Consider the following 20,480-nt stretch of genomic DNA (forward strand, 5'->3'; position numbering starts at 1 on the left):
CCGCGCCCGCGGGCTTCACCGGACTGGAGAGGGGCCGCCCGGGTCCGGGCCGTCGGCGACGTGCCCGCCCGGAACCGCCGGACCCGGGCCGCCCAGGACCTCGTACAGCCCGGCCAGTTCCCGTACGGCCTGCCGGACCGCCGCACGGAGCCCCGGCGGATCCAGCACCTCGGCCCCGGGGCCGAGCCGCAGCAGGTCGCCCACCGCGACCCGGTCGTTCTCCACGGCCATCGCCACCTCCACCCAGCCCTCCGCGTCCGGGGCGCCCGCCCCTGCCAGCGCCGCGACGCCCGCGGAGCCGAACCGCACCGGCAGCAGCCGTGCCGCGCGGGGTGACAGCCGCAGCCGGGCCGTCTGCTGCAGGCAGGCCGCCTCCAGCCGTCGCGCGGACTCCTCCCAGTACGCGGCGAGGCCGAATCCCTCAGGCCGGTCGAACGTTTCGCCGAGCACCTCCACGGCAAGGAAGCGTGAGACCCGGTACGTACGGGGCTCGGGTGCCCCGTCGGCCCGCGCCACCAGGTACCAGGCGCCGCCCTTCAGCACGAGCCCCAGCGGCAGCAGTTCGCGCCGCACGTCGCCCCGCCACCGCCGGTAGTCGGCCCGTACCACCCGCTGGTCCCACACCGCCTGCGCGATCGCCGCGAGGTACGGCACCGGGTCGGCGTCGCGGAACCAGGCCGGGGCGTCCAGGTGGAAGCGGTCCTGCACCACGCGGACGCGCCCGGCCAGCGCCGTCGGCAGGGCGGCCTCCAGCTTGAGCCGGGCCGTGGCCAGGTCCGCGCCGAGCCCCAGCTCCGCCGCCTGCCCCGGCGCGCCCGCGAACAGCAGCGAGTCCGCCTCCGCGCCGGTGAGCCCGGTCAGTCTCGTCCGGTACCCGTCCACCAGCCGGAACCCGCCCGCGGGCCCGCGGTCCGCGCACACCGGCACTCCCGACGCACCCAGCGCCTCGATGTCCCGGTGCACCGTGCGCACCGACACCTCCAGTTCCGCGGCGAGTTCACGGGCCGTCAGCCGCCCCCGGTTCTGGAGCAGCAGCAGGAGCGTGATCAGTCGGTCGGCGCGCATGGCTCATGTATATGACAGAAGGTGTCAGGTACCGGCCGGAGGATGACTGCCCTGAGCCCGAGCACTCCGGGGAGGAAACCCATGAGCAGCACCCGCCACACCACCGGCCGGTTCCGGTACGCGGACTGGACCGAGGAGCCCGCGGACAGCGCCGGCACCGCCGACGCCCACGGCGCCGCCGGCACCGTGCCGCGGCTGGCCGGCGCCACCGTCACGAACACCTTCTCCGGCGGCATCGAAGCCGCCGGCACCGTGTGCCGCTACACCATCGCGTACCTCGGCCCCGCCGAAGGCACGTTCACCGGCCTCGAACTGCTCAGCGGCAGCCTCGACGGCCGCAAGGGCGGCTTCGTACTGGCCGAGAGCGGCACCTTCGACGCGGACGGCACGCACTGCACGTTCGAGGTCGTACCCGGCTCCGGCACCGGAGAACTCGCCGGTCTGCGCGGCACCGGCCACTTCTTCTCGCCGCACAGCCCCGAGTCGGTGGCGTACGCCTTCGACTACGAACTGCCCGGGGCCTGACGGCCGCAGGCGCCCCCTGCCGGCGTGCGCGACGGCTCTCCCACGGGGAGAATCGGAATGGTGAACGACGCAGGGGGCACCGCTCCGGGCGCCTCACAGGCCGCCGCGGGCGGCAGCGGCGGACGACGTCTCGCCCTCGCGGCCATGGTCTTCACGGTCGCGATGGTCTTCGTGGACCAGACGATCGTCAGCATCGCCGCCCCGAGCATCACCGAGGAGCTGGGCCTGTCGTCCTCCGGGATGCAGCGCGTGGTCAACGCCTATCTGCTCGCGCTCGCCGCGTTCTTCGCGCTAGGCGGCCGGCTCGCCGACATCCACGGGCACCGCCGGATGGTGGTGGCGGGCACGTTCGTCTTCGTCGTCTCGTCGGTGCTGTGCGGCTCCGTGCCGAGCGGCGACCTCGCCCAGACCTGGCTCGTGCTCTTCCGCGCCACCCAAGGGCTGGGCGCGGCACTGGTGTTCCCCGCGGCGCTGGCCGTGGTCGTCGCCGTGTTCCCGGTCGACGAACGGGGCCGTGCACTGGCCGTGTTCTACGTCCTGGCCGGCGCGCTCACCGCGCTGGGCCCGCTGCTCGGCGGCTGGCTGACCGCCTGGACCTGGCGGGCCGTGTTCTGGGTGAACCTGCCCGTCGCCGTCGTCGCCCTGCTCCTGACCGCCTTCGCCCAGTTCCCCGACGCACGGCGGCGCGAGCGCCTCGACGCGCCCGGCGCGGTGCTGGTGGCGACCGGTCTCGGCCTCAACGTCCTCGGTCTCCAGCAGGCGTCGTCCTGGGGCTGGGGGAGCGCCGCCACCTGGGCCTGCATCCTCGGCGGGCTCACCGTCCTCGCGGTCTTCTGCCGGTACGAACTGCGCACCGCCCAACCGCTGATCCGGCTGCGGGTGTTCCGCGACCGGGCGTTCACCGCGGACACCCTCGTGCTCTTCTTCGCGACGCTGGCGTTCGTCCCGGTGATGTTCTTCGCCTCGGTGTACGCGCAGGTCTCGCTCAGCGCCTCCCCGCACCAAGCCGCCCTGTACGTGCTGTACTTCTTCGCCGGCTTCGGCCTCGCCGCCCAGTGGGGCGGCCGGATCCTCGACAAACGCGGAGCCCGTCCCGCGATGCGCCTCGGCACGGCCCTGGCCTGCGCCGGGTTCGCCTTGTGGGCGACCCGGCTGACGGACCTCTCGGCCCACGACCAGTGGCCGTACGCCTGCCTCGCCGGGGCGGGCATCGGCTTCCTGCTGTCGCCGGCCTCCACGGACGCCGTCAACCGGGCGATCGGAGCCTCGTACGGCGAGGTCACCGGCATCACCCAGACCGTGCGCAACTACGCGGCCGCCGTCGGGATGGCGGTCTTCGGTACGGTCCTCACCCACGTCACCACCGACCGGGTGGCGCGGACGCTGACGGCGAAGGGCACGCCGGAGGACGCGGCGCACGGCCTGGCCCGCGGCATCGCGGAACGCGTCACGGGCCACCCGGACGACCACGTGCCCACCGGCGACGGGCCCACCGCCACGGCGATGCGGCACGCCATCCAGGACATCCGCCTGGACTTCGCCGAGGCCAACCGGTGGGTGTTCTACGGGATGGCCATCGCGCTCGGCGTGGCGTACCTGTGCACCCTCCTGCACCCGGGGACCCGGGTGACCACGCCGTCCGGCCGTGATCCCGTGCGCACGTCCGAACCCGTCCCGGCCGCCGCGCCGCGGCGCACCCGACGGTCCTGACCGAACGGGGGAGCGACCCGCATGCACGAGCACGAACTCGCCGCCAGGGCTCCGCGGAGGCTCGCTGCCGGAGGCCTCCTCTGGGCCTCGCTGATCCAGATGCTCGTGGTCAACAACGTCTTCGTCCTGCCCCGGGCCACGAACCAGAACCTCGTGCGCGAGATCATTTCGGCACTCGGCATCACCCGCTGCGGCCGCATCGAGGGGTTCCGCTTCTGTTCCCCCTGGCACGAGGCGGCCGACGTGGCCTGGATCGTCGGGGGCGCGTGCCTGTTCCTGGGCGCGGTGCTCAACGCGGCGCTCTTCCCGCCGGGCCGGATCAGGAACGCGGCCTTCGCCACCCTGGCGGTCAGCGGCCTGGGCCTCACGTCCACGGGCCTCAACCCGTACAACGTCCGTCCCACCGTTCACCTGTTGTCCGCCGGCACCTGCTTCTTCTTCGGGGCCGCGGGCGTGCTGCTGCTGGGGACCCTGCTCCGGCGGGCGGGCCGGCCGTACTGGGGCACCCTGGGCATCGTGTGCGGCGTGACGTCCCTGGTCTGCGCCGTGCTCACCGGGGTCAGGCCCGACCCCGGCGCCCAGGGGGCGGTCGAACGGGCCGCCGCCTGGCCCAGCGTCCTCTGGATCATCGGCTCCGGTGCCGTCATCGCCTTCTCGGCGGGCCGCGACCTCCGGGCGGGCCGGGCCCGTGAACCGGCGGCGCGCTCCGGTGGCCGGCCCGGGTGACGGGCGCGGGTGAGCGCGGCCCTCGGCGCCCGGTGCCCCTACACCGGTTGCGTGGCGGGTACGCCGTCTCCGGGCGGCTCGGGTCCGGAAGGCCGCGCACCCCGCTCCAGCCGCCCCTCGACCGCGGGGGCCCGGCCGGTCAGCAGCATCAGCAGCGCGGAGACCGGCCCGCGGATCTCCTCGCCCTCGCCGCGGCTCCACTCCACGTCCGTCGCGACCAGCCGGGCCCGGGGCAGCGGCCAGGGGCGGGGCGGGAAGCGCATCGTCCAGACCCGGTCCGCGGCGTCACGCGCGGCCAGCGGCGGCATCGGCCGCTCGCGGCCGAGCGCCAGCGCGATGTCCTGGCCGTGCACGAGGACGTCCAACAGCGACTCGCGGGGCGTGGTGCCGAGCGCCATCCGGCGGGAGCCCGCGATCTCGCGGAGGTCGGCCACGATCTCGGCGGTCGGCCGCGCGGCCTCGCGTACCGCGGAGTCGTGGATCATCCGGTCGGTGTTGCCGCGGGCGCGCACGAACTCGCGCAGCGCCCAGCCGACGGTGGAGCGCGCCCCGATGGTCAGGTGCGCGGCCACGTCCCGGACCCGCCAGTCCCCGCACTGCGTGGGGCGCTCCCATTCCTGCGGGGCCAGGCCCTCCAGGAGCTCCGCCAGGCTCGTCCGCTCACGTTCGACGATCGTCCACAGTTCGTCGGTCCCCAGGGCAAAGGTCACGGGAATCACCTACTCAAGTGGTAAGCTTCTCTGACCAAATTAGTCAGTCTCTCTGACTGAAGTCAAGGTTGTGGGACGGGGTGTCGAGGATGGCGGCGGAGGACGGTCTCAGCACGGGCGTGCTCCTGTTCATCCCGTACCGCGCGCTGGAGGACCGGGTCTTCGCGGCGCTCGCCGAGGCCGGGTTCGACGACTTCACGCCCGCCCAGGCGCGCGTGATGCAGCGGATCGGCCCCGACGGGACCCGGCTGACCGAGCTGGCCGCCCAGGCCCAGATCACCAAGCAGACGGCCGGCTTCCTGGTCGACCAGCTGGAGAAGACCGGCTACGTCCGGCGGACGCCGGACCCGACCGACAGGCGGGCGCGGCTGGTGTGCGCCGCGGAGAAGGCGTGGGCGGCCAAGCGCGTCGCCGACGCGGTCGTCGCCGAGGTGGAGGGGGAGTGGGAGGCCCACCTCGGCGCCCGGCGGATGAAGCAGCTCCGGGAGGCGCTGACGATGCTGCGCGAGATCACCGACCCCTGGGCCTGAGTGCAGCCCCGCCGCCGGGGGCCCCTCGGCTCGGCACCGCGGCCCCCGGCGGGACGGGCGACTACGCGTCGACGGCCTCGGTCACGTGCCGCCAGCCGTCGAGGTCCGTGATGCGTGCCGCCAGCGCGGCGCGCATGCCCGTGGCGCCGGAGGTGCCGAGGGCCAGGCGCAGCGGAGGGTGGGGGCTGTCGACCGCGGCCCGGATGCCTGCGGCGATCCGCGCCGCGGCGGAGAACGCGGATTCCGGCAGTTCCCCGATGCCCTTCTGCACCTCGCGGACCGTCCCGTCGTAGTCGGCCAGGCCGGCCGCGACGTCGAGGTTGGCGAGGAAGGGCGTCGCGGTCATCCCGGGCTGGACGAGCGTGACCTTGATGCCGAGCGGTGCGACCTCGGCCACCAGCGCCTCCGACAGCCCCTCGACCGCGTACTTGGTCGCGGCCAGCAGTCCCACGCCGGGATGCGCGTACTGCCCGTAGACGGACGAGCCCTGGAGCACGTGCCCGGACCGCTGGGCGCGGAGTACCGGCAGCGTGGCGCGGAGCACGTTGAGCACTCCGAAGACGTTGGTGTCGAACACGGCGCGGACCTGCGCGTCCGAGGCCTCCTCGACGGCGCCGAAGAGTCCGTAGCCGGCGTTGTTGGCCACCACGTCGATGCGGCCGAACCGGGCGAGCGTGCGTTCCACCGCCTCCCGGACGGCCTGCTCGTCACGCACGTCCGCCGGGACGAGGAGCAGGCGCTCGCCGTGCGCTTCGGCCAGCTCCTCCAGGGGAGCGGTGTCGCGGGCGAGGGCCGAGACGGCTTCGCCGTTCTCGAGTGCCTGGAGCGCCAGTTCGCGGCCGATGCCGGACGTCGCGCCGGTGATCAGCCAGGTGCGGGGACGGGTCTGCTGGTTGGGTGTCGTGTTCATGTTGCGACCGTAGGCGGTTAGCTCGTAACGAGTCAACCCGGATACTGATGCTGGTTGCTTGTTAACCGGGTTAGCGGCTCATCCTGCTGAGGTAGGCTGAGGGCATGACCAGTGCAGCAGCCGGATCTCCGGAACACAGCCCGCGCACCGTCACGGCGTCGGTGGAGGCCCTTCTCGCGTTCGTGAACACCCGCGAGGACGGGTCCGGCCGGCGGGAGTCGTTCGGGGGCGGGGAGTCGTTCACGGCGTGGCTGGCGGAGTCCGGCGCGTTCGGGGGCGGGCTTCCCGGCGAACTCGTGGCGACCGACGCCGACGCCGCGGCCGCGCGCGAGCTGCGCGACGCCCTGGTGACGGTGCTGCTCGCGCACTCGGGTGACGAGGAGGCTCTGGGTGAGCCGCTGCAGCGCGCCGAGCGGCACCTGCGGCGGGCGGGCTCGCTCTACCCGCTGGCGACGGTGGTCACGGCCGACGGTGTCGAGCTGGCGTCACCGCAGGCGGGGGTGGAGCGGGTGTTCGGAACCGTCCTGGCCGCGGTGACGACCTTCGCCCAGAGCGGTGACTGGGGGCGCGTCAAGGCGTGCCGGAACCCCCCGTGCCACTTCGGCTTCCTCGACCGCACCCGTAACGGGGCGGGGCTGTACTGCAGCCCCGGCTGCGGCTCCCAGGTGTCCATGCGCAACTACCGCCGGCGGCAGCGGGAGGGCGGTGGGGAATAGGCCGGTGGCGCCCCCGGTTCCAGGGTATGGTTGAACAATCAACAATCATGCGAAGGGGAGCCAGCCATGCAGTTCGGCATCTTCACCGTCGGCGACGTCACGCCCGATCCGACGAACGGCCGCGTGCCGAGCGAGCACGAGCGGATCAAGGCCATGCTCGCGATCGCGCAGAAGGCCGAGGAGGTCGGCCTGGACGTCTTCGCCACCGGTGAGCACCACAACCGGCCCTTCGTCCCCTCCTCGCCGACGACCATGCTCGGCTACGTGGCGGCGCGTACCGAGAAGCTGGTCCTCTCCACCTCGACGACCCTGATCACGACGAACGACCCGGTGAAGATCGCCGAAGACTTCGCGATGCTCCAGCACGTCGCCGACGGCCGCGTCGACCTGATGATGGGCCGCGGCAACACCGGCCCGGTCTACCCCTGGTTCGGCAAGGACATCCGCGACGGCATCGACCTCGCCATCGAGAACTACGCCCTGCTCCGCCGCCTGTGGGACGAGGACGTGGTCACCTGGAAGGGCAAGTTCCGTACGCCGCTGCAGTCCTTCACCTCCACCCCGCGCCCCCTGGACGGCGTCGCGCCCTTCGTCTGGCACGGCTCCATCCGCTCCCCGGAGATCGCCGAGCAGGCCGCCTACTACGGCGACGGCTTCTTCCACAACAACATCTTCTGGCCGGCCTCCCACACCGAGCAGATGGTGAACCTGTACCGGCAGCGCTACGCCCACTACGGCCACGGCACCCCCGAGCAGGCCATCGTCGGCCTCGGCGGCCAGGTGTTCATGCGGAAGAACTCCCAGGACGCCGTCCGCGAGTTCCGCCCGTACTTCGACAACGCGCCCGTCTACGGCCACGGCCCCTCGCTCGAGGAGTTCACCTCGCAGACGCCGCTGACCGTCGGCTCGCCGCAGCAGGTCATCGAGCGCACCCTGTCGTTCCGCGACTACGCCGGCGACTACCAGCGCCAGCTCTTCCTGATGGACCACGCGGGCCTCCCGCTGAAGACCGTCCTGGAACAGCTGGACCTCCTCGGCGAAGAGGTCGTACCGGTCCTCCGCAAGGAGTTCGCCAGCCTGCGCCCGGCCGGTGTGCCGGACGCCCCGACCCACTCCGCCCGCGTGGCGGCCGCCCACGACAAGGCCCAGGGCAAAGCCCAGGGCAAGGCCCAGGGCAAGGCCCTCAACAAGGCTCAGGAGCAGGAGGTACGGGCATGAAGCTCGTCGTCGTATCGGCAGGGCTCAGCTCCCCTTCCTCGACCCGCCTGCTCGCCGACCGCCTGACGGCCGCGACGCTCGGCCGGGTGGACGCCGCGCCCCAGGTCATCGAACTGCGGGACCTGGCCACCGAGATCGCCCAGCACTTCGTCACCGGCTTCCCGCCCGCCCGGCTGGCCGCCGCGCTCGACGCGGTGGCGGCCGCGGACGGCCTGATCGCCGTGACACCGGTCTTCGCCGGCTCGTACAGCGGTCTGTTCAAGTCCTTCTTCGACCTCATCGACAAGGACGCCCTCACCGGCAAGCCCGTGCTGCTCGGCGCGACCGGCGGCACGGCCCGGCACTCGCTGGTCACGGAGCACGCCCTGCGCCCGCTGTTCAGCTACCTCCGCGCCCTCGTCCTGCCGACCGCCGTGTACGCGGCCTCGGAGGACTGGGGCGAGGAAGGGCTCGCCCAGCGCATCGCCCGCGCGGGCGCCGAACTGGCCCGCTTCATGGCCCCTGCGGCCCGGGACACCGCTCCGGCAGCCGTCCCGGACGTCGACACCGGCGCCGCGATCGCCCCGCGCTCGCTGACGGGAGCCGTCACCTCGATGGACCCCACGGCCGCCTTCGGCCTGGTCCCGTTCGAACAACGCCTGGCGGCGCTCCGGGCCGGCTGAGGCCGCGGTCCTTCCGGTCAGGTCCGGCGCCCGGGCCGGGCCCGACCGGCCCCGCCCGGCGGCAGCAGGGCTTCGGCGGCGGTCGCCGCGACGGCCTCGGCGACCGCCGACAGGGCCGGCGAGTCGAGCTTCCACTGCTGCCAGTACAGGGGGACGTCCAGGGGCGGGGCCGGGGCCAGCAGTACCAGCCGGCCGGCCCGCACCAGCGGCTCGGCCTGGGGTTCGGGTACGAGGCCCCAGCCGAGGCCCGCCGCGACCGAGTCCCGGAACCCGTCCGACGCCGGCACCAGGTGCCGGATCCGCCCGGCCCCCGACCGGCCGCGGGTCAGCGACCGTACGAAGGCGTCCTGGAGCTCGTCCCGCCGGTCGAACACCACGGTCGGTGCCACCGGCAGGTCCTCGGCCAGGGTGCCGGTGAAGTGCCGGGCGGCGAACTCCGGCGTGGCCACGGGCAGGTAGCGGGCCAGCCCGAGCGGCCGTACCGTGCAACCCGCCACGGGATCGGGCGAGGACGTCACGGCCGCCATCACCTGCCCCTCCCGCAGGAGGGCGGTGGTGTGCGATTCGTCCTCACGGTGCAGCTCGAAGCAGACCGGGGGATCCTGCGGCACGCGGGTGAGCGCCGGCAGGAACCAGGTCGCCAGCGAATCGGCGTTCACGGCCACGGGCACCCGCGCCGGCCCCCCTTCCTCCGCCAGGCCCAGCTCGGCCCGGGCGTCCCGCTCCAGCCGGGCCAGCTGCCGCGCGAACCGCACCACCACCTCACCCGACTCGGTGGGCCGCACCGGCTTGGTGCGCATCAGCAGCACCCGCCCGGTCCGCTGCTCCAGGGCCTTCACCCGCTGGCTGACGGCGGAGGGCGTCACGTGCAGGGCGGCGGCCGCGGCGTCGAAGGTGCCCTCGTCGACCACCGCGAGCAGGGTCCTGACCTGGTCCAGGGGAAGTTCGTCCATAAGTAGCGCTAACGGTACCTAAGAATCTTTAGCTGTACTCATCCTCGGGCGATCCATACGGTCGGAGCATGACCAGCAGCACCATCGCCGCCGTACTCGCCGGCTTCGGCACCGGACTCTCCCTCATCGTGGCCATCGGCGCGCAGAACGCCTTCGTCCTCCGTCAGGGCGCCCGCCGGCAGGCCGTCCTCGCCGTCGTGGCCGTCTGCGCCGTCTCCGACGCGGTGCTGATCGCGCTCGGCGTGGCCGGAGTGGGAGCGTTCGTCACGGCCTGGCCGGCGGCGCTGACCGCGGTCGCCCTGGCGGGCGGCGGATTCCTCCTCTGCTACGGCTTCCTCGCGGCCCGGCGGGTGCTGCGCCCGGACCCGGCGGCCGCCCTCACGACGGGCGGACCCGACACCGGATCCGCCCGCCGCGCGGTACTGACCTGCCTGGCCATGACCTGGCTCAACCCGCACGTGTACCTCGACACGGTCCTGCTGCTCGGCTCCCTCGCCTCCGACCGCGGCGACCTGCGCTGGGCCTTCGGCGCGGGCGCGGCCCTGTCGAGCCTGACCTGGTTCTTCGCCCTCGGCTTCGGCGCCCGCCTGCTGAGCCGCGCCCTCTCCCGCCCCAAGGCCTGGCGCGTCCTCGACGGCCTGGTGGCGGCGACGATGCTGGCCATGGGCGGCATGCTCGTCGCGGGCGCCTGAGCCCGGGCCGCCGCGTCCGGCCCCTACGGGGCGTCGAGAAGGGTGACGGCCTCGGCGAGGTCGGCGTACGCGGGCCCGAAGTCCCCCGCGGCAGTGCGGAACATCGCGCGGTCCGTCAGGGCCCGGGCGAGGCGCCCCGGGTCGTCGGCCAAGCGGCGGGCGAGCGCCACGCCTTCGTCGAAGTACGGCTGGTACCGCTCCACGAACCGGTAGGTGTGGTCGCCGTCCCGGACCGCCACGCGGACGCTGATCCGGCGCTGGACGTCGACCAGTTCGGGCAGGCGGCCGGCCTCGCGCAGGACCGCCGCCTCCGCTTCGAGCCCCGGCAGACCGCCGACGAAGGCTTCCCGTACGTCCCCCGACCACCCCACGTCGGTGCCGAACGGCGGCATCGGCGACCCGGCGCTCGCGGCCGGTTCGCCGGCCCGCCCGGACAGGACGAACAGGGTGAGCCAGGACGAGGTGCGACCGGGGCCCTTCGCCCCGCCCGCCGCCAGCTCCTCCAGGATGGTCAGGGCCTCCCGCCGCGCGGCCGTGGCCTCCGCCCCGTCCCCGGCGGCCTCACGCATCCGGGCGTGGTGGACCAGCGCGCAGGCGAGCAGGGGCCGGTCCACGCGCCGCTCGGTGATGAAGCGCCGGATCGTGTCGAGGAACGTGCGGAAGACGGCCGACGCCTCGTCGTGCAGGCCGGCGCCCTCCAGGTTCGCCGCCCACTCGACCAGGTTCCCGAAAGAGTCCTTCAGGGTCTGGTGCCCGGCCTCCTCCTCGTTGAGCTCCGCGGCCTCCAGGAAGCGCCCTTCCTCGGCCAGGACGGTCGTGAGGCGTCCGCCCCGGCCGGCCGCGCGCATCTCCTCGCAGACCGCGCGTCCTTCCGCCCTGCGCCCGAGGGCGAACAGGGCCCACTGGCAGGCGCCGAGCGCCCGGTTCAGCCGCTCGGCCCGGGACGGCGTGCCGGCCTCGATGCTCCGTGCGACCTCGACCGCCTCGACGGCCAGCGTCAGGCGCACCTCCGGGTCCCGGCCGCCCATCGCGAGGAGCGCGTCCACCAGCTTCGGGGCGTACGCCTGCCGGTTCACCTCCAGCAGCACCCGGTACGCGGCCACCTGCTCGCCGACGGACGGACGGCCGGACCCCAGCAGCAGCACGCGCGCCTGCAGTACCGCGTCGTGATCGATCTTCCCCATGTTCCCCCCTGAGTCCGGATGATCCGAGAAGCAGATTCTGGGAGTTGGGGTGCGGACCGGACAAGGCTCACGAACTGTGCGTTCCGTCCTAGGAGAAACGCGGCTGACCTGCGATGATGTACACGTCTTTACGCCCGGCCGGCGGGCGGTCAGAGGGTGCCGGCGAGGGAGATGCCGCCAGGGGTGCCCGCCACACCCGTGACGTCCCCGAACCCCGTCCACGTACCGTCGCCGTGCCGCACGGTGTGGAACGGCCGGCCGTCGGAGACCGCGATGACGTGACCAGGTTCCCGGCGGCCGCGACGGGGGCCGCGGCCGCGGCGTCGTCCGTCGCCCCGGATTCGGCCGCGGCGGCCTGGCCCGTCATCCCGAAGGACGGCCGCGGTCGTTGCGGCGGTCGCGGCGAGCCATCTGCCTGTGCGCACGTGCTGGGTCCACTCTCTCGAAAGGGGGCCGACGGGTCGGATCCCGACGACCGCGCGCCGCAGCACAGCGACGGCTTTTCCGAAAGTGTTACCGGCGGGTTCGGAGGCGCCGGCGCGAACTCCCGCCCGTCAGACGGCCGGAGCGCGCACCGCCAGCAGGCCGGACCGCTCCAGCGCGCGTACGATGGCCGCCGCGTCCTCCGGCGCGTACGCCGGGGCGAGCGCGGTCTCCACCTCGCCGCGGGCCAGGGCGTGCCGCTCCGCCCCGTCCAGCAGGACGGCGGCCCCCTCGCGGGAGCGGAGGTGCTCGAAGTCGGCCAGCAGGGACAGCATCCGGTCCCGGTCGGCGAGTTCGCTCATCCCGCAGTCCAGGCCGTCGTCCGCCAGGGTGTCCGGGTACGGGGCGCGCGCCCAGGCGCCGTCCTCGTACCAGTAGACACAGCCCAGCTGCCAGCTCTCGCGCAGTTCGTGGAGCGTCTCGTACGGCAGCCAGTCCGGGCCGCCGGCCAGCATGTCGACGGCCGGCTCGTGCCACTTGACCCCGCTGGACTCGTCCTCGCCGTACAGCACGTAGCGGCCCGGCCCGAACGGCGCGAAGGTCCACCAGGTGCAGCCGCAGTCGTCGTACCGGAGCCCGTCCTCGTCGAGCCAGTGCCCGGAGTCCCGGCGGGCCGAATCCTCGGCGGCCGTGGTCTCCAGCGCGGCGAGCAGCGCCCACCGCGCCCACAGCAGCTCCGCCGCCGGCAGGTCCTCCGGCCGTCCCGGCCGCTCGATCGCCATGTCCCGTACGCTCCTTCACTCGTCCCCGGTCGGTCGTCGGCACGATCGTACGGCCCGTCAGTGACACTCCCCGACGGCGTCCGCCGCCGCGATCAGCGCGGCCAGACCGTCGAGGTGGCGGGCCGGCCCGAAGGCGAACAGCGACTCGCCGGACAGCGCGGCGTCCGGCTCGGCGCGGGGCCGAGCCGGTTGCCCCGTACGGTCCCGCAGGCGGCCGCGCCCGGCCGCCCGGCTCCGGCCTCAGACCATCAGCAGCAGCCGCGTCGACGGTATGAGCTTGCGGTTGACGCTCGTGCTCTGCACGAAGATCGTGAAGTCGTCGTTGTGGTCCGGGCGGATCCGGACCTCCGAGTCCGGCAGGCCGAGCAGCGTCCGCGCCTCCGGACCCGTGTACACCCGGTCCGTCCCCTTCTCCAGCACCGCGATCCGCTTCCGCGCCTGGATCTTCTCCGGCTTGCTCAGCTGGTAGAAGGCACACCCGGTGCGGTACGTGTGGCCGCTCTCGACGACCCACTCCCGGATCGCCGTCTCGCGGGCCACGGGAATCAGCTCGTACCCCGACGGGTCCACCGCGGTGAGGCCGGCGGCGGCGATGGTGTCCTTGTTGACCGCGTCCGCGCCCGTCGAGAACACGGCGCGCGAGCCGCGGATGCCCTTCGTACGGCCGACCATGAACTTCTCGGTCGCCTCCTGGATGACCTGCCCGGCCTCCTCCATGCCGCGGGTGCTCGTGGCGTCCCAGACTGCGATGTTGTCCTTCGGGAAGCCGTACTGCATGGCCTCCCGCTTGCCCATCTGGTCCGGCACCAGCACGGCCAGCGTCCAGTTGTCCTGCTGCGTCTCGATCATCGTGGCCACGGCCCGCACCAGTGCCCGCGGATCCTTGGAGGGAGCGCCCGGGCAGCGGTGGCTCGCGTTCTCCTGGCCGTCGGTCAGCACGAAGGTCAGGAAGCTGTGGTCGCCGTACAGCTGGGCCGTCTGCGCCAGCTCGTGCTGCGACTTGAGCGTCGCCGCCAGCAGGGACGTCATGCCGCCCGCGCGGTAGAGCTGCTTCAGGGACGGCATGCGCAGCACGTCCTTGTCGTAGATGACGCACTCCACCTGGTTGGAGAACACGTACACCGTGACGCGGGTCTCCTGCTCCAGCTCCTGCGAGCGGCGCGCCAGGTACGCGATCTGCTGGTCGGCGACCTCGACGACCTTGCCGCTCAGGTGCGACATCGACGAACTGGCGTCCAGCACGAGCGCGACGTGGTTGATGTAGTTCTGGCTTCCGGACATGTTGGCCCCCCTCTTCGAAGCGATGATCCGATCCTGTCAGCCACCACTGACAATCGACCGGGACCCGCTCCCGCGCCCGTCCTGCTCCCCGAGCGCCGCCCACGGCCCCAGCGCGAAGCCCGCGCCGGCCCGCCGCACCTCCACGGCGCCGGCCCCGCCGAAGTGCGCGGGCACGACCAGTTCCCGCCGGTCCGCGGCCCGTTCGAGGATCCGCCGCCTGGTGGCCGCCGCCCGCGCCGGGTCGAGGCAGAAGCAGCTGTTGCACGACGGCGCGAGGACCTGCACCGGGCTGTGCAGCACGTCGCCCGCGAAGACCGCCCGCTCGCCCCCGGACTCCAGCCGCAGCACACAGGAACCGGGCGTGTGGCCGGGCGCCGCCTCCAGCGTGAGGTGCCGGTCGATGCGGTGCGCCCCGTCCCACAGCACGGCCTGCCCCGACCGGTGGACGGGCGCGATGCTGTCCTCGTGGATCAGCCGGTCGTCCACGCGCACGCCGCCCCCGTACGCGTTGTCCGGCCCGAAGTGGAAGTCGTCGGCGGCCGGCAGCAGGTACTGCGCGTTGGGGAAGGCCGGCACCCATTCCCCGCCCTCCTCCCTGGTGTTCCAGCCGACGTGGTCCGCGTGGATGTGCGTGTTGACCACCACGTCGACGTCCTCCGGCCGGATCCCTGCCCGGGCCAGACCGCCGAGGAAGTCGCCCTGCCACCGGTGGAACGCCGGACTGCCGGGCCGGTCGCGGCCGTTGCCCACCCCCGTGTCGACCAGCACGGTCCGCCCCTCGCTACGCAGCACCCACGTCTGCAGGGCCATCACCGCACGCCCGTCGTCCGGGTCCCAGTGGTCCGGCACCAGCCGGGCCGCCTCGTCCCGCCACAGCCCTTCCGGGGCGTCCGGCACCAGCTCGCGGGCCGGGGCGAAGGCCCCCTGGAACTCGACCACCCGGATGACCTCCACGTCACCCAGCACGATGCTCTGTCCGCTCTCGTTGTCCATGCGTACGACCCTAGGGAGCCCCTCGTGAGGCTCTCAATGCCCATCAGGCTCAACGGAATACGCGTACGTCTCACCGGCGCGCGGACGGATACGCTGCCCCGATGGACGTGGTCAGCGACGCGATCTCCGCCGTGCGCACCGGGCGGGCCTCCTCCCGGCGCGTGCGGGTGGACGGCACCTGGTCCGCCCGCCTCGCACCGTACGAGGGGGCGGGGTTCCACGTGGTGCTGGAGGGCGGCTGCCGGCTGCTCACCGGTGCAGGGGAGGACCTCGCCCTCGGCCCGGGGGACGCCGTGCTGCTGCCGCACGGGGCGGAGCACGTGCTCGCCGACGCCACGGCGGACGCGGCCGCGGCGGCGCGGGCCGTCCCCTTCGAGTCCTGGCACGCCGTCAGCCGGACCAGGGAGCAGCCGGATCGGGTGCCCCCGGGTGCGGAGCCCGGCCGCCGTGAACGGCCGGGCGGGCCCGGCGAGGTGGAGCTGCTGTGCGGCAAGTACCGGCTCGACCGCAGCCGCGCGCACCCGCTGATGGCCGAACTGCCGGAGGTGGTCCACCTCCCGAACCGGGTCGGCAGGCACCCCGAACTGCGCTCCGCCATCGACCTGCTGGGGCGGGAGCTGGGGGAGTGGCGGCCGGGCGGCGGCATCGCCGTACCCGGTCTCCTCGACCTGCTCCTCGTCTACATGATCCGCGCCTGGCTTGACCAGGACACGGCCGGCGCCTGGCCCGCCGTACTCGGTGACCCCGTGGTCGCCGCCGCGCTGCGCGCACTGCACGAGGAACCCGCCGCCCCGTGGAGCAACGACCGGCTGGCCGCCGAGGCGGGAGTGTCCCGCGCGACCCTGGCCCGCCGCTTCACCGCGCTGGTCGGCCGCCCTCCCATGGCCTACCTCACGTGGTGGCGCCTCACCTCCGCCGCGGCGCTGCTCCGCGGCACCGAGGACCCCCTCGCCGCCGTCGCCCGACGCGTCGGGTACGGCACCCCGTACGCCTTCTCCCACGCCTTCCAGCGCGAGTTCGGCACGACCCCGGGCCGCTACCGCGCGCAGACCGCCCCGTAGCCGCGCACACCCGCACCCGCCCCCCCCGGGAGCAGCCCCCGCGCACACTCCCGGAGCGGCATCCCCGCACACCCCCGGCGACGGCGGGAATCCACCGCACGCGATCTTTACCACCTCCCCAACTCCTGCGATCCTGACCGGGTTTGAGCAGCCGAAGGAGGTTCCTTGTCTCGCATATCCACTCTGGCGGTGGCGTTCAGCAGCGCATTAGCCCTGCTCTCCGGCGTCGCCACCACGGCATCGGCGGCGCCCGTCGGAGCGACGGCCACCGCCCCGACCGTCCCGGCCACCGCCGGCGCCCCGGTCGCACCGGTGGAATGGACGCCCTGCAACCCGGACCCGTCCAAGCCCGACCCCCGGATCTACGACTGCGCCGTCTACCCGGTCCCGCTGGACTACGCCGACCCGTCCGGCGAGCAGATCGGCATCGCCATGATGCGGCGCCGGGCCGGCGACCCGGCCAAACGCATCGGATCGCTGTTCCTGAACCCCGGCGGCCCCGGCGGCAGCGGCTACCTGTGGGCGACCACCGCGCGGTTCGAGCCGCGCGTCCAGGAGCACTTCGACGTGATCGGGTTCGACCCCCGCGGCGTCGCCCGCAGCAACCCCCTGCGGTGCTTCACGACCAACGAGGAGGCCGACGGCGTCTTCGGCCGGATGACCGGCGTGCCCGTCACCCGCGCCGAGGTCGACGGCACGCTCGCCGCCACCCGCGACTACACGGACGCCTGCGGCCGCAACGCCGGGCCGCTCATCCGCCACATGTCCACGATCAACGTCGTCCGCGACCTCGACCGGATGCGCCAGGCGGTCGGCGACGAACGGCTGACCTTCGCCGGCTTCTCGTACGGCACGCTGATCGGCTCCACGTACGCCAACATGTACCCGGACAAGGTCCGCGCGATCATCATCGACGGCAACGTCGACCCCAACCTGCGCCTGCACAACGGCCTGGAGTACGACCGCCAGCGCGCCACCGGCGGCTTCGAACTCGCCCTGGCCGAGTTCCTCAAGCGCTGCGCCGCCGCCGGCACGCCGCGCTGCGCCTTCGCCGAGGGCGACACCCGTGCGAAGTTCGACGCGATCCGCGACCACCTGCGCACCGCTCCGGTGACCCTGCCGAGCGGCGCGGAGGTCACCCTCAGCAGCTTCACCAGCCAGGTCGCCAACGCCCTGTACGCACAGAGCCGGCTGGCACCGCTCGCGGCCGCCCTCGAAGCGCTGCACCAGGTGATCGGAGAGCAGCAGGGCCTGGCTCCCGGCGCCCGCGGGACCGCGGCAGGCGCGGCGGACCGGCTGGCCAAGGTCGTCCCGGCGGCGCTCCGCGAGGCCCCGGCCGACTCCCCGTACACCTCGGACGACTCGTACTACGGGGTCAACTGCCAGGACAAGCCTTACCCGTCGAACCCGAGGGCCTTCGCCCTGGTGGCCCGCGCCTGGGAGCACGGCGCGCCCACCTTCGGCCGGTACCAGGCCTTCGACGCGCCCGCCTGCGCGACCTGGCCGTCGCCCGCACGCAGCGCCGAGCGGTACGCGGGGCCCTGGAACCGGCGGACCGCCAACAAGGTGATGGTCATCGGGAACACCTTCGACCCGGCCACCCAGTACCGGTTCTCCCAGCGGATGCAGCGCCAGCTCGGCAACTCGGTGCTGGTCACGGTCGACATGATCGAGCACTGCGCGGTCGGCCGGAGCAAGGCGCTGAACGCGCTGGTGACCTCGTACCTGGTCGACGGGACCGCCCCGAAGCCCGGCCAGGTCCTCAAGCCGGACCTGGACCCCTTCCCGACCCCGGCCCCCTGACCCACCCCCGTCCACCCGCGGGCGGACACCGGCACCACCCGTCCGCGGCGGGGCGCCAACCCCGCCCCGCCGCGCCCGGGCAGGTCGGTCGGGCAACGGGCATGATCTGCTCGACCGACCGACTGAAAAGGATCCAGAAGCTGCATGTGGCCTTCGATCATCGCCGTACTCGGCACCCTGGCCGGCGCACTGACCGCCGGGATGCTCCAGCAGCGGACTGCACGCACCGCACGTGCCGAACAACGGGCCGACGCCCACCGGCAGGACCAGCTCGGCGCCGTCACCGAGTTCGCCGCCGCCCTGGACGCGCACCGCTCGGCGATGTTCCACCGGGAGCGGCTGGCCCTGACCGACGCCGGCGCCGAGCAGCAACTGGAGGCGCAGACGAACTCCCACGACACGCGGACGGCGATCACCGCGCCCCACGTCCGGCTCCAGGTCCTGGTCCCCGAGTTGGCCGTCCCCGCCCAGCGGGCCGCCGACGCCACCTACGCCCTGCGCACCGCCACCACGCGCGCCGAGCTGGACGCCCTGCGGCGCACGGCCAAGGAAGCGGCCGCGGCCTTCGTCGCCGCGGCCGCCGCCCGGATGGACCCCGGCCGCTGACCGGCGGTCTGCGGAGTTCGCCGCCGAGGGGCCGGGTCAGGCGGCGGGCAGCCGCACCGTGACGACGAGGCCGCCGGCGGGGCGCGGAGCCAGGTCGAGGGTCCCGCCGTGGGCGCGGACCACGCTGTGCGCGATGGCCAGGCCGAGGCCGACTCCGGCGTGCTCGTCTTTACGGACGCGTTCCGTCCCGCGCTGGAACGGCTCGGTCAGGGTCGGCAGCAGCTCCGGCGGCACGGGAGCGCCCGTGTTCTCCACGCGCAGCAGGCACGTGACGCCGTCGGCCGCGGTGCGGACCGTCACGGTGCCGCCGGCGGGGAGGTTGTGGACCACGGCGTTCTGGACGAGGTTCGTCACCATCCTCAGCAGCAGCTCGGCGGAGCCACGGGCCTTGGCCTCGCCGCCGGCGACGACGAGCGAGGCCCCACGCTGCTCGGCCAGGGGCAGCAGGGTTTCGGCGGCCTCCTCGGCCACGAGGGACAGGTCGACGTCCTCGCGGTCGAAGGTCCCGCGGTCGCTGCGGCTGAGCAGCAGGAGCGCCTCGGTGAGACCGATGGCGCGCGCGTTGACGGTCTGGAGGCGTGCGAGGACCTCGTCCCGGTCCCGCGAGGGGTCCCTGCGCGCCACGTCGAGCAGCGTCCGCGAGATGGCCAGCGGGGTGCGCAGCTCGTGGGAGGCGTTGGCGGCGAACCGCCGCTGCTCGGCCACGTGGGACTCGAGCCGTTCCAGCATCGAGTCGAACGCGTCGGAGAGTTCCCGGAACTCGTCCTGGCGGCCCTCCATGCGGATCCGGTGGGACAGCGACCCGCTCCCGGCCAGCCGGGCCGCGGCCGCGATCCGCGTCAGCGGGGCGAGCATCCGGCCCGCCAGGAGCCAGCCGCCGACGAGGCCGAAGACGAGGAGGAAGCCCATCGCCACGGCCGCGGCGGGGGCGAAGGTGTGCACCAGCAGGTAGCGGTTCGGCGAGATGCCGAGCAGACCCTGGGAGTTGTCGGGCACGTAACGCAGCAGGAACAGCCACACCACGGCCAGCAGCAGGGCGCCGGCGACCGCGAGGAACCCGGCATAGCTGAGCGCCAGCTTCAGCCGGGCGCTCAGCCCGGGCCGTCTACGCATGCCCGGTGCCGGGCCCCGGGCCCGCGCCGCCCGGACCGGTCGCGGTACCGGTGGTGCCGGCAGCGGGACCTGCGGCGGTGCCGGTGCCCCCGGCGGTCGTACCGGTGCCGCCACCGGCGCTCGTACCTCCGCCCGGACCGGCGTCGATGCGGTAGCCCACGCCCGGGACCGTGCCGATGACCCAGGGCTCGCCGAGCCGCTTGCGCAGGGCGGACACGGTGATGCGGACGGCGTTCGTGAAGGGGTCGGCGTTCCCGTCCCACGCCCGCTCCAGCAGCTCCTCGGAGCTCACCACCCCGCCCTCGGCGGCGACGAGCACCTCCAGCACGGCGAACTGCTTGCGCGTGAGCGCCACGTACCGCCCGTCGCGGTGGACCTCGCGGCGGAACGGGTCGAGCCGCAGGCCCGCGATCTCCCGGACCGGCGGCCGGGCGTACGCGCGCCTGCGGTCGAGCGCCCGCAGCCGCAGCACGAGCTCCCGCAGGTCGAACGGCTTGGTGAGGTAGTCGTCGGCGCCGAGCGCGAAGCCCGAGGCCTTGTCGTCGATCCGGTCGGCGGCGGTCAGCATGAGGATCGGGATGCCGCTGCCGGACGCGACGATCCGCCGGGCGACCTCGTCGCCGGAGGGGCCCGGGATGTCGCGGTCCAGCACGGCCAGGTCGTACGCATGGAGGCCGAGCAGTTCCAGGGCGGAGTCGCCGTCGCCGGCGATGTCGGCGGCGATCGCCTCCAGCCGCAGACCGTCACGCACGGCCTCGGCCAGGTACGGCTCGTCCTCCACGATCAGTACACGCATCCCCGCAGCCTAGGCAGCGGC

General features: G+C 73.8%; 21 protein-coding genes. 11 read left to right on the forward strand and 10 right to left on the reverse strand.

Annotated elements, in window-relative coordinates; genetic code table 11:
- Positions 1 to 15: 15 nt before the first annotated feature.
- Complete coding sequence (locus ACIQUQ_RS20365) at positions 16 to 1,065, reverse strand: helix-turn-helix transcriptional regulator (protein ID WP_403977604.1); 1,050 nt, start codon at positions 1,063 to 1,065, stop codon at positions 16 to 18.
- Positions 1,066 to 1,146: 81 nt separating this feature from the next.
- On the opposite strand from ACIQUQ_RS20365, the gene ACIQUQ_RS20370 reads away from it, so the two are divergent.
- Genes ACIQUQ_RS20370 through ACIQUQ_RS20380 form a run of 3 tightly spaced genes read left to right on the forward strand, consistent with a single transcriptional unit; the run spans position 1,147 to position 4,026 of the window.
- Complete coding sequence (locus ACIQUQ_RS20370) at positions 1,147 to 1,590, forward strand: DUF3224 domain-containing protein (RefSeq protein ID WP_403977606.1); 444 nt, start codon at positions 1,147 to 1,149, stop codon at positions 1,588 to 1,590.
- Between the two features lie 57 nt (positions 1,591 to 1,647).
- Entirely contained in the window at positions 1,648 to 3,300 is a 1,653-nt protein-coding gene (locus tag ACIQUQ_RS20375; RefSeq protein WP_403977608.1) for an MFS transporter, read from the forward strand.
- A 21-nt stretch (positions 3,301 to 3,321) separates the two neighbouring features.
- Complete coding sequence (locus tag ACIQUQ_RS20380; RefSeq protein ID WP_403977610.1) at positions 3,322 to 4,026, forward strand: DUF998 domain-containing protein; 705 nt, start codon at positions 3,322 to 3,324, stop codon at positions 4,024 to 4,026.
- A gap of 38 nt (positions 4,027 to 4,064) precedes the next feature.
- Here ACIQUQ_RS20380 and ACIQUQ_RS20385 read toward each other — a convergent pair whose 3' ends face one another.
- Complete coding sequence (locus ACIQUQ_RS20385) at positions 4,065 to 4,745, reverse strand: maleylpyruvate isomerase family mycothiol-dependent enzyme (RefSeq protein ID WP_403977612.1); 681 nt, start codon at positions 4,743 to 4,745, stop codon at positions 4,065 to 4,067.
- A gap of 80 nt (positions 4,746 to 4,825) precedes the next feature.
- On the opposite strand from ACIQUQ_RS20385, the gene ACIQUQ_RS20390 reads away from it, so the two are divergent.
- Positions 4,826 to 5,266, forward strand: a complete 441-nt coding sequence (locus ACIQUQ_RS20390) for a MarR family winged helix-turn-helix transcriptional regulator (protein WP_403977856.1) — start codon at positions 4,826 to 4,828, stop codon at positions 5,264 to 5,266.
- 61 nt (positions 5,267 to 5,327) lie between these two features.
- Here the strand turns inward: ACIQUQ_RS20390 and ACIQUQ_RS20395 are convergent, their stop codons facing one another.
- On the reverse strand, positions 5,328 to 6,176 hold the full coding sequence (locus ACIQUQ_RS20395; protein ID WP_403977614.1) for an SDR family NAD(P)-dependent oxidoreductase: 849 nt from the start codon (positions 6,174 to 6,176) through the stop codon (positions 5,328 to 5,330).
- Positions 6,177 to 6,280: 104 nt separating this feature from the next.
- Between ACIQUQ_RS20395 and ACIQUQ_RS20400 the strand changes: the two genes are divergently transcribed.
- The 3 genes from ACIQUQ_RS20400 to ACIQUQ_RS20410 all read left to right on the forward strand — a co-directional run bounded on the left by ACIQUQ_RS20400 (position 6,281) and on the right by ACIQUQ_RS20410 (position 8,772).
- Positions 6,281 to 6,892, forward strand: coding sequence for a CGNR zinc finger domain-containing protein (locus tag ACIQUQ_RS20400; RefSeq protein ID WP_403977616.1), 612 nt, complete (start codon positions 6,281 to 6,283; stop codon positions 6,890 to 6,892).
- 66 nt (positions 6,893 to 6,958) lie between these two features.
- Positions 6,959 to 8,110 carry an LLM class flavin-dependent oxidoreductase gene (locus ACIQUQ_RS20405; RefSeq protein WP_403977618.1) on the forward strand — a complete coding sequence of 384 codons (1,152 nt, stop codon included), beginning with the start codon at positions 6,959 to 6,961 and terminating at the stop codon, positions 8,108 to 8,110.
- Positions 8,107 to 8,772 carry a CE1759 family FMN reductase gene (locus ACIQUQ_RS20410; RefSeq protein ID WP_403977620.1) on the forward strand — a complete coding sequence of 222 codons (666 nt, stop codon included), beginning with the start codon at positions 8,107 to 8,109 and terminating at the stop codon, positions 8,770 to 8,772. Before ACIQUQ_RS20405 ends, ACIQUQ_RS20410 begins: the two co-directional genes overlap by 4 nt.
- Before the next feature lie 17 nt (positions 8,773 to 8,789).
- Here the strand turns inward: ACIQUQ_RS20410 and ACIQUQ_RS20415 are convergent, their stop codons facing one another.
- Entirely contained in the window at positions 8,790 to 9,725 is a 936-nt protein-coding gene (locus tag ACIQUQ_RS20415; protein WP_403977622.1) for a LysR family transcriptional regulator ArgP, read from the reverse strand.
- 68 nt (positions 9,726 to 9,793) lie between these two features.
- Here ACIQUQ_RS20415 and ACIQUQ_RS20420 point away from each other — a divergent pair, with 68 nt between their 5' ends.
- On the forward strand, positions 9,794 to 10,417 hold the full coding sequence (locus ACIQUQ_RS20420) for a LysE/ArgO family amino acid transporter (protein ID WP_403977624.1): 624 nt from the start codon (positions 9,794 to 9,796) through the stop codon (positions 10,415 to 10,417).
- 23 nt (positions 10,418 to 10,440) lie between these two features.
- Here the strand turns inward: ACIQUQ_RS20420 and ACIQUQ_RS20425 are convergent, their stop codons facing one another.
- From ACIQUQ_RS20425 to ACIQUQ_RS20440, 4 genes are all read right to left on the reverse strand, one after another.
- Positions 10,441 to 11,601: a hypothetical protein gene (locus ACIQUQ_RS20425; RefSeq protein WP_403977626.1), complete on the reverse strand. Its 1,161-nt coding sequence runs from the start codon at positions 11,599 to 11,601 to the stop codon at positions 10,441 to 10,443.
- 554 nt (positions 11,602 to 12,155) lie between these two features.
- Entirely contained in the window at positions 12,156 to 12,806 is a 651-nt protein-coding gene (locus tag ACIQUQ_RS20430; protein ID WP_403977628.1) for a hypothetical protein, read from the reverse strand.
- Between the two features lie 240 nt (positions 12,807 to 13,046).
- Positions 13,047 to 14,087, reverse strand: a complete 1,041-nt coding sequence (locus ACIQUQ_RS20435; RefSeq protein WP_403977630.1) for a vWA domain-containing protein — start codon at positions 14,085 to 14,087, stop codon at positions 13,047 to 13,049.
- 36 nt (positions 14,088 to 14,123) lie between these two features.
- On the reverse strand, positions 14,124 to 15,080 hold the full coding sequence (locus tag ACIQUQ_RS20440; protein WP_403977632.1) for an MBL fold metallo-hydrolase: 957 nt from the start codon (positions 15,078 to 15,080) through the stop codon (positions 14,124 to 14,126).
- 101 nt (positions 15,081 to 15,181) lie between these two features.
- Here ACIQUQ_RS20440 and ACIQUQ_RS20445 point away from each other — a divergent pair, with 101 nt between their 5' ends.
- The 3 genes from ACIQUQ_RS20445 (at position 15,182) to ACIQUQ_RS20455 (ending at position 18,550) form a co-directional block, all read left to right on the forward strand.
- Positions 15,182 to 16,141 carry an AraC family transcriptional regulator gene (locus ACIQUQ_RS20445; RefSeq protein WP_403977634.1) on the forward strand — a complete coding sequence of 320 codons (960 nt, stop codon included), beginning with the start codon at positions 15,182 to 15,184 and terminating at the stop codon, positions 16,139 to 16,141.
- 165 nt (positions 16,142 to 16,306) lie between these two features.
- Entirely contained in the window at positions 16,307 to 17,944 is a 1,638-nt protein-coding gene (locus ACIQUQ_RS20450; RefSeq protein ID WP_403977636.1) for an alpha/beta hydrolase, read from the forward strand.
- A 144-nt stretch (positions 17,945 to 18,088) separates the two neighbouring features.
- A complete protein-coding gene (locus tag ACIQUQ_RS20455) occupies positions 18,089 to 18,550 on the forward strand; it encodes a protein kilB (protein ID WP_403977638.1) in 462 nt (153 codons plus the stop codon).
- Between the two features lie 36 nt (positions 18,551 to 18,586).
- On the opposite strand, the gene ACIQUQ_RS20460 is transcribed toward ACIQUQ_RS20455, so the two are convergent.
- Together ACIQUQ_RS20460 and ACIQUQ_RS20465 are read right to left on the reverse strand one after the other, a co-directional pair.
- The gene (locus ACIQUQ_RS20460) at positions 18,587 to 19,663 is read right to left on the reverse strand and encodes a sensor histidine kinase (RefSeq protein WP_403977640.1); all 1,077 of its coding nucleotides are present in this window, start codon (positions 19,661 to 19,663) and stop codon (positions 18,587 to 18,589) included.
- Entirely contained in the window at positions 19,656 to 20,459 is an 804-nt protein-coding gene (locus ACIQUQ_RS20465; protein WP_403977642.1) for a response regulator transcription factor, read from the reverse strand. Before ACIQUQ_RS20465 ends, ACIQUQ_RS20460 begins: the two co-directional genes overlap by 8 nt.
- Positions 20,460 to 20,480 lie beyond the last annotated feature (21 nt).

This window comes from Streptomyces sp. NPDC101118, from assembly GCF_044759445.1.
Classification (GTDB): Bacteria; Actinomycetota; Actinomycetes; order Streptomycetales; family Streptomycetaceae; genus Streptomyces.